Origin of the sequence: uncultured Campylobacter sp. (genome assembly GCF_938031315.1) — a bacterium.
Taxonomy (GTDB): domain Bacteria; phylum Campylobacterota; class Campylobacteria; order Campylobacterales; family Campylobacteraceae; genus Campylobacter_B.
In genome coordinates, this window is record NZ_CALHHT010000443.1 from 1 (window position 1) to 7,179 (window position 7,179).

Here is a 7,179-nt window from a genome sequence, read left to right on the forward strand (position 1 = left end):
TGAAAACAGGAAGGTTAAAGTGGCAGTTGGGCACGATGCAAGGCATACAGGACCTAAATTTTCAGAAGTTATAAGAAAGACCTTGATGGAAATGGGAATTGATGTATATGACTGCGGAATGTCAATAACACCGTCGCTTTTTATGGCTACGATATTTGAGGATTATAAAGCTGATGGTGCAATGATGATAACTGCCAGCCATTTACCGAGCTACTACAATGGAATTAAATTTTTTACGAAAAATGGGGGACTTCAAAAAAGTGATGTTAATGAATTTCTAGAAATGGCCGAAAAACAAGAAGAAAATTTGATTAAAGAAGAAAAAGGTGTAGAAATTGTAAAAAATCTAGCAGATGACTATGCTTCATATATATGCGAACTAATAAAAAATAAAATTGGGAAAGGGGATAAACCGCTAGAAAATTTAAGGATAGTGATTGATGCAGGAAATGGAGCTGCAGGATTTTTTGCTAAAAAGGTAATAGAAGTTTTGGGTGGAGATACTACTGGAAGCCAATTTTTAAATCCTGATGGTAACTTTCCAAATCATATTCCGAATCCTGAAGCAAAAGAAGCGATAGAATCGATAAAAAAAGCAGTTCTTGATAATAATGCAGATTTTGGAATAATATTTGATGCAGATGGAGATAGAAGCGCCTTTATAGATAAGAATGGACGTGAAATTAACAGAAATAACCTTATCGCATTGCTTAGTGAAATATTGTTAAAAGAACATTCTGGTGGGATAATTGTAACAGATTCGATTACATCAGCAGGGCTAAAAGAGTTTATAGAAAATCGTGGCGGGATTCATCACAGATTCCAGCGAGGATATAAAAACGTAATAAACGAATCTATAAGACTGAATAACGAAGGAAAGTATTCTCCTCTTGCTATAGAAACATCAGGACATGCCGCATTTAAAGAAAATTATTTTCTTGATGATGGAGCATATATGGCTGCAAGGCTTTTGGTTCAGCTTGTAGAGAGCAGGGAAAAAGGCATTGAATTTACAGATGTTTTAAATGAGCTGTCTGAGCCTGCTGAGGAAATAGAAATAAGAATTCCTATAAAAGATAAAGATTTTCGGGCTTGTGGAGAAAAAATTGTGGAAAACTTTAGGGAATATGCTGAAAAAAAAGAAGATTGGAGTCTAGAAAATCCTAACTATGAAGGTGTAAGAGTAAATGTAGGTCAAAAAAGCTGGTTTTTAATCAGATTATCTCTGCATGAACCACTTTTGTGCGTTAATATAGAAGCGGAAAAAGAAGGAATGGGGAATGATATTTTAGAAGAATTGAAGGATTATTTAAAAAAATACGAAAAAATAGAAGTTTAAAAAAAAATAAAAATTAAAAAAAGGTATTGATAAAATTTATAAATGTGGTAAAATATAGAAGGGTTTATTACCCACTCTAACTTAAATTAGCTAAATAGTTCTTTAGCAGAAAAAACTGATTAAATTCAGTTTTTTTTCTTTTTTGGTTATTTTTTTGAAAATTTAAAAAAGAAAATTGAAAAATGGCTTTTAAAATGTTAAAATTAGATGTGAAAAAATAAATTTGGAAAGGAGCGGTATTTAATTTTAAATATCGGATAAATAATTATGAATATAGTGTTATTTGGAGCACCTGGAGCAGGAAAAGGAACTCAGGCAAAGGAATTAATTCAAAAATATGAAATTCCTCAAATTTCGACAGGAGACATTTTGAGAGCTGCAATTGCAAACAAGACTCCGTTAGGACTGGAAGCAAAAAAATTGATGGATGAAGGGAAATTGGTTTCTGATGATATTGTAAATGGGCTTGTGGAAGCAAGATTACAGGAAGATGACTGTAAAAAAGGATTTATTTTGGATGGATTTCCAAGAACAGTGGCTCAAGCTGAAGAACTTGACAAAATTTTGGCAAAATCAAATAGAGAAATTGAAAAAGTAATCGCACTTGAAGTTAGCGATGAAGAAATTATTGAAAGAATCACAGGAAGAAGAGTATCGAAAAAAACAGGTAAAATTTATCACATAAAATATAATCCGCCAGTTGATGAAAATCCAGAAGATTTGGAACAAAGGGCAGATGATAATGAAGAAACAGTGAAAAAAAGACTTGCAGTTTACAACGAACAGACAGCACCAGTATTGGATTTTTACAAAAAACAAAATAAAGTTTACAGTGTAGATGGTGCAAAAAAACTGGAAGAAATTACAAAAGATATAATTGATATTTTGGAAAAATAAAATATAGCCTTATTCAAGAACTATAAATTATAAAGCAAGGCAGCTTGATTCCTTGTTCAAATAAAATATATGTTGTTGAACATATCTAATAGAATTAATTTTAATACTAAATCTCATTTAAAAATAGAAGTTATATTTTATATTATTTGCTAACAAGAGAGCTTGACCTTGACCCCTTGTAAAGAAATTTAGAATTAGTTTACTGTTTAAAATGGGAAATAGTATAAATTGTTATCAATATTTAAATTAAAAAAAGAAATTTAGAAAGAAGAAGAAAAAATGATAATTTACAAAACATTAGATGAAATAAAAAAAATAAAAAAAGCTAATGAAATAATCGCAAGACTTTTTGAAGATGTATTGCCAAAATATGTAAAAGCTGGAATAAGCACTTATGAACTTGATCAAATAGCAGAAGATTACATTAGAAGCCAAGGAGCAATTCCAGGAACGAAGGGTTACGATGTGGGACATCCATATCCTCCTTATCCAGCCGCAACTTGTATTTCTGTAAACGAAGTTGTCGTACACGGTATTCCAAGCAAAAAGCAGATACTGAAGGAAGGGGATATTCTGACAGTTGACACAGTTACAGTGCTTGACGGCTATTTTGGCGATGCAGCAATTACTTATGCTGTTGGAGAAATTGATGAAACTTCTAAAAAACTTATGGAAGTTACTGAAAAGGCAAGAGATATCGGAATTGAAGTGGCACGTGCCGGAAACAGAATTGGAGATATTGGGCATGCTATTCAGGAATATGTAGAGAGCTTTGGATTCTCACTTGTAAGAGATTTTGCAGGGCATGGAGTAGGAAAGGAAATGCACGAAGACCCAATTATTCCAAATTATGGAAGAGCTGGAACTGGAGCTAAAATTGAAAACGGAATGGTAATTACAGTTGAGCCAATGGTAAATGTTGGAACTTATAAAGTGAAGATATTGCCTGATATGTGGACTGCCGTTACAAAAGATGGAAAACGTTCAGCCCAATATGAACACAGTTTTGCCATTATTGATGGAAAGCCTGTAATTTTAAGTGTAAGAGATTAATAAAAAATTAAAAATATAATGAAGGGAGAGAATTAGATTGAGCATACTGGCATTCATATTAATATTATTCGTGGCAATAGAGCATTATTACATATTAATTCTTGAAATGTACCTGAACGAAAGCAAATCCATCCAAAAAAACTTTGGATTGGAACTAGACTTTCTAAAAGATGAACGTGTAAAAAAAATGCTGGCAAATCAAGGACTATACAACGGTTTTCTTGCCTCAGGATTAATGTGGAGTTTAACCGAAAGCGGAGAATTTCAATTTCAAATTGCAATTTTCTTCCTGATTTGTATTATCTGTGCAGCAATCTATGGTTCTGTAACAGTTTCTAAAAAAATCTTTTTATTGCAGGGAATACCTGCATTAATGGCTTTTATTTTATTGTTATTGCCATTGATAATTTCATAATTTTATAAATGCACCTAAACTGAAGAAAAGTTTTAGGTGTATTTTTTGTAAATAATAACAAGGGGTCAATAACCCCCCTGCTACAAGTTTATTCGCAAAATCTAATTTTAAAAATTAACCTTTTATATGTTTTTTACTATTTTTATCAGGATTTTCAATTTTATCCTTCTCTTTTTTTCTTTCATTTTTTAGAACTTCATCCAACAGTTTAATTACTCTTGTATTTTCAAAATCCTTTCTATATTTGTTTACTACACTTTCATCAGCAACTGCAAGCATTTGGGCAACAGCTAGATAAAGTTCCAGTTCTGACTGCTCGTTAAAGTATACATCTTCATAACTTACATCCTTTGTTGAAACGTTGTCTAAATAATATTTTACTGCACTTCCCACTCCATAATTCATCATATTTTTAGCTATCTCTATTTCTGCGATTTTTAACTCAAATCCTCTTACATAATCATTTGGAATACCAAATTCCTTTTGATTTTTATCAATTTTAAAATAATCTACTATTCGTTTATATTTGCTGGCTTCCTCTTTTTGACTTTTTATAGTGTCTTTTCCATCGTCAAGGATTTCCTTTATACTTTCAGAATAAGTTTTACTATCTTCTTCAGTATCTTCTGCTTCATCCAAATCATCACTTTCATCTTCATTTTTATTTTGTATAATTCCATTTTTTTCATCGTATAAAAATCCATCTGGAAGATCATTCGCTTCATTATTTGTACTGTTATCTTCTTCATTTAAATAATCTCCCAATGTATTAATAAATGAAATCATCTCCAAATTATCATTTAATATTTCAACCAAATCCATAACTGGAGTTCCTTTATAGCTTCGCTTTAAAAGATTATAATATTTTTTAGCAATTTTTTCATCACCTTTTAGTTTGTAATAGCTCCATTCATTTGACAATCTATCAAATTTTGACGAGTATTTTGAAATTTTGTCCATATATTGTCTTGCTTTTTTAAAATCCTTTTGGTCTCCAATCATATATGCACCAGCAATAGTTGCTCCCAATGTTTCGTTTCTCTCATCTTTTTCATAAATTTCCTTCAGTTTTAGAAAATCATCATTTTCTTTTCCATCTTCTGTAAAAAAATTTTTTTCATCTTTAATATCATATTCAAATTTTATTGTTTCATCAATAACACTTTGCTTTATACCAATTTTTGAAAGCCTGTCCTGTATAAGTTCAGCTCTAGTATATGCTGGTAATTCGTATCCTAAAGAAAAAAATACTGGCAATGATAATGATACAAAAATTTTTTTCATAAAAATCCTTTTTTTGAAATTTTAAGAATTTTACAAAATATACTCTTATTTATTAATAAATCGCGCTTTTTATCCCTTGGCTTAGCATGCCGCGCCTTAAATTTAAAATTTAATATTTAGATAAACTCTATCTTTCCGCCTAGATCGCACACGCCCTGATTCCAAACTGCCGAGCTTACGAGCACGTCCGCGCCGGTAGCCGCAAACTCGGCGCAGTTATTTTTATTTATGCCGCCCGCAGCGCAAATTTTAATCTGCGGCGCCGTTTCATCGCGCCTCAAAACGCAGGCTCTAAGCTCGCTAGGGCTCATCTTATCGCACATTATCGCATCGGGTACGTAGCCTAAGAGCTCGCTAAATTCGCGCTCGCTCGCCACTTCGATCATGATCTTTCGCTCGGGCGCGCGCTCTTTAAATTTAGCGATCTGCGCGCAAAACTCGCTAAAGCTTGCAAACGCGCGAATGTGGTTTGAAAAAAATAGGACGCTGTCGTGCAGCCCCAGGCGGTGCATCGTCCCGCCGCCCGCGATCAGCGCATTTACGCAAAGCTCCTTCGCAAAAGGAAAGCTCTTGCGCGTCGCACCCAGCACGCAGCGCGGATTCGCCTCTCGCATCAGCGCAACCATCTCGTGCGCGTAAGTAGAAATTTTGCATGAGTACTCAAACACGATCTGAACGATCTTCCAAGCTTTATGCAAGCTCTCGAAGCTCCCCTGCGTGCTAAAAATTTCATCCCCCGAGCAAAATGCGCTTCCCTCGCGCGCTAGATGCTGCGTCTCGCAACCAAAGCGCGCCGCTACCTCGCGCGCAATCTGCCCGCCGCTAAAGATCAGATCCTGTCTCGTTACGATCGAAAGGCGCGCGGGCGCGTTTAGATCCGCGCAGCCGCGTAAAAGCTCGGTCGTAAGGTCCAAAAACGCGCCGTCGCTAGCGATAAGATCATCGATTTTACTCTGCGAAATAAACATATCTAGCCTACGAAGTGAATTTTAGCGGGCTCAAAGCGTGAATGCGCCTTTGTGACGCGAGACGGAAAGCCCAAAGGCATAATGCAAAACGCCTCTAAATGCCCAGGCAGATCCAAAATTTCTCTTACGCGCTCCATTGCGTAAATATCGGGCGCTACGCCCAGCCACGTGGTGCCAAGCCCCAAATGGTGCGCCGCTAGCCAAAGATTTTCTGCCGCACAAGCGCAGTCGTAGCGAGCGTAGGGCTGGAATTTTAAGCCGCTTTTGCGCGTGCAGACCACGATCGCAAGCGGCGCATCCTTCGTGCAGCCGCCGTAGGTGCCGACGCTGCTAAGTAGCGTAAGCGTGGTGCGGTCGCGTACTACGTAAAACTCCCATGAGCGCTGGTTGCCCGCGCTAGGGGCTTGCATAGCGGCTTTTAGCACGAGCTCGATCTGATCGTCGCTCGGCATTTTTTCGGTAAAATTCCGCACGCTCGTGCGTGTAAAAATTTCATTCATCGCTGCTCCTTTAAATTAAATTTCTAAATTCCGCTTTTTGCGAGCGGTAAAAAATGGAATTTAGAAGTAGGCTTGCCGCTGCGTTTGCTTGAGCCCTGCTTACACTTTACGCTTATTTAGGCGCTACGCGGCGGCTGATGCGCGCAGATTTGGTTTTGCTTGCCTGAGCACGCCTTTTTTTTGCATCAAAAAGCGCGCGAAACTGCGATAAAATTTCAAATCGCGCTGCTACGAAAATCCGCCGTAAAGAACATCCGCTCAAACTCAGCTTGCTTAAATTTCGCTCACAAGCAAGCTTGCGATCCGCGTATTTAAATTTTAATCCTAGGCTGCTATCTGGCACCTGCTAAAATGACACGCCGTATGCATCAATATGTGCGTGTAGCTCGCGTGGTCCTTAAATTTCATCTCACACGCAAGCCTGCGCCGATCCTGTGCTGGTCTTTACGGATAAAATTTTATCCTTCGCAGCAATGAAATTTCACCTTTGCGCCGAGTAAATTTTATCTTCGTCGCTAGGTAAAATTCCGCTTTCGCCGCTTTTGAATTTTAACCGCATGCGCGTCCGCAAAGCACTTGCCGCGCCGTACCGCATGCAAAGCGCGCTCAGATCAAAAGCTCAAAATATCTAAAATTTAACCGCCAAGCACGACTAGGCGGAGCCATGCGCCGAAGCGCTATGAAATTTAAGCGTTAAACCTGCTCGCCTATCAGCCTGCGCAC

The 7,179-nt window shown here is 37.0% G+C and carries 7 protein-coding genes; 4 read left to right on the forward strand and 3 right to left on the reverse strand.

Annotated features, from left to right (window positions below):
- The 4 genes from Q0236_RS11010 to Q0236_RS11025 form a co-directional block, all read left to right on the forward strand.
- Nucleotides 1–1,339 (forward strand): hypothetical protein (locus Q0236_RS11010; RefSeq protein ID WP_297917865.1); only part of this gene is annotated, 1,339 nt, incomplete at its 5' end.
- A 267-nt stretch (nucleotides 1,340–1,606) separates the two neighbouring features.
- The gene (locus Q0236_RS11015; protein ID WP_297917868.1) at nucleotides 1,607–2,236 is read left to right on the forward strand and encodes an adenylate kinase; all 630 of its coding nucleotides are present in this window, start codon (nucleotides 1,607–1,609) and stop codon (nucleotides 2,234–2,236) included.
- A gap of 279 nt (nucleotides 2,237–2,515) precedes the next feature.
- Nucleotides 2,516–3,289 (forward strand): type I methionyl aminopeptidase, encoded by a 774-nt coding sequence (gene map / locus Q0236_RS11020; protein WP_297917871.1) that lies wholly within the window; start codon nucleotides 2,516–2,518, stop codon nucleotides 3,287–3,289.
- A gap of 37 nt (nucleotides 3,290–3,326) precedes the next feature.
- The gene (locus Q0236_RS11025; protein WP_297917874.1) at nucleotides 3,327–3,704 is read left to right on the forward strand and encodes a DUF1304 domain-containing protein; all 378 of its coding nucleotides are present in this window, start codon (nucleotides 3,327–3,329) and stop codon (nucleotides 3,702–3,704) included.
- Nucleotides 3,705–3,818: 114 nt separating this feature from the next.
- On the opposite strand, the gene Q0236_RS11030 is transcribed toward Q0236_RS11025, so the two are convergent.
- From Q0236_RS11030 to Q0236_RS11040, 3 genes are all read right to left on the reverse strand, one after another.
- Nucleotides 3,819–4,988 carry a hypothetical protein gene (locus tag Q0236_RS11030; RefSeq protein WP_297917877.1) on the reverse strand — a complete coding sequence of 390 codons (1,170 nt, stop codon included), beginning with the start codon at nucleotides 4,986–4,988 and terminating at the stop codon, nucleotides 3,819–3,821.
- A 116-nt stretch (nucleotides 4,989–5,104) separates the two neighbouring features.
- Nucleotides 5,105–5,956 carry a ModD protein gene (gene modD, locus Q0236_RS11035; protein WP_297917879.1) on the reverse strand — a complete coding sequence of 284 codons (852 nt, stop codon included), beginning with the start codon at nucleotides 5,954–5,956 and terminating at the stop codon, nucleotides 5,105–5,107.
- Between the two features lie 2 nt (nucleotides 5,957–5,958).
- A complete protein-coding gene (locus tag Q0236_RS11040) occupies nucleotides 5,959–6,456 on the reverse strand; it encodes a nitroreductase family protein (RefSeq protein ID WP_291938251.1) in 498 nt (165 codons plus the stop codon).
- Nucleotides 6,457–7,179: the final 723 nt, after the last annotated feature.

Excerpts from the sequence above, each read along its gene's own strand:
- Q0236_RS11015 (WP_297917868.1), top strand. The coding sequence starts at position 1,607 with ATGAATATAGTGTTATTTGGAGCACCTGGAGCAGGAAAAGGAACTCAG.
- map (WP_297917871.1), top strand. The coding sequence starts at position 2,516 with ATGATAATTTACAAAACATTAGATGAAATAAAAAAAATAAAAAAAGCT.
- Q0236_RS11030 (WP_297917877.1), bottom strand. The coding sequence starts at position 4,988 with ATGAAAAAAATTTTTGTATCATTATCATTGCCAGTATTTTTTTCTTTA.
- modD (WP_297917879.1), bottom strand. The coding sequence starts at position 5,956 with ATGTTTATTTCGCAGAGTAAAATCGATGATCTTATCGCTAGCGACGGC.
- Q0236_RS11040 (WP_291938251.1), bottom strand. The coding sequence starts at position 6,456 with ATGAATGAAATTTTTACACGCACGAGCGTGCGGAATTTTACCGAAAAA.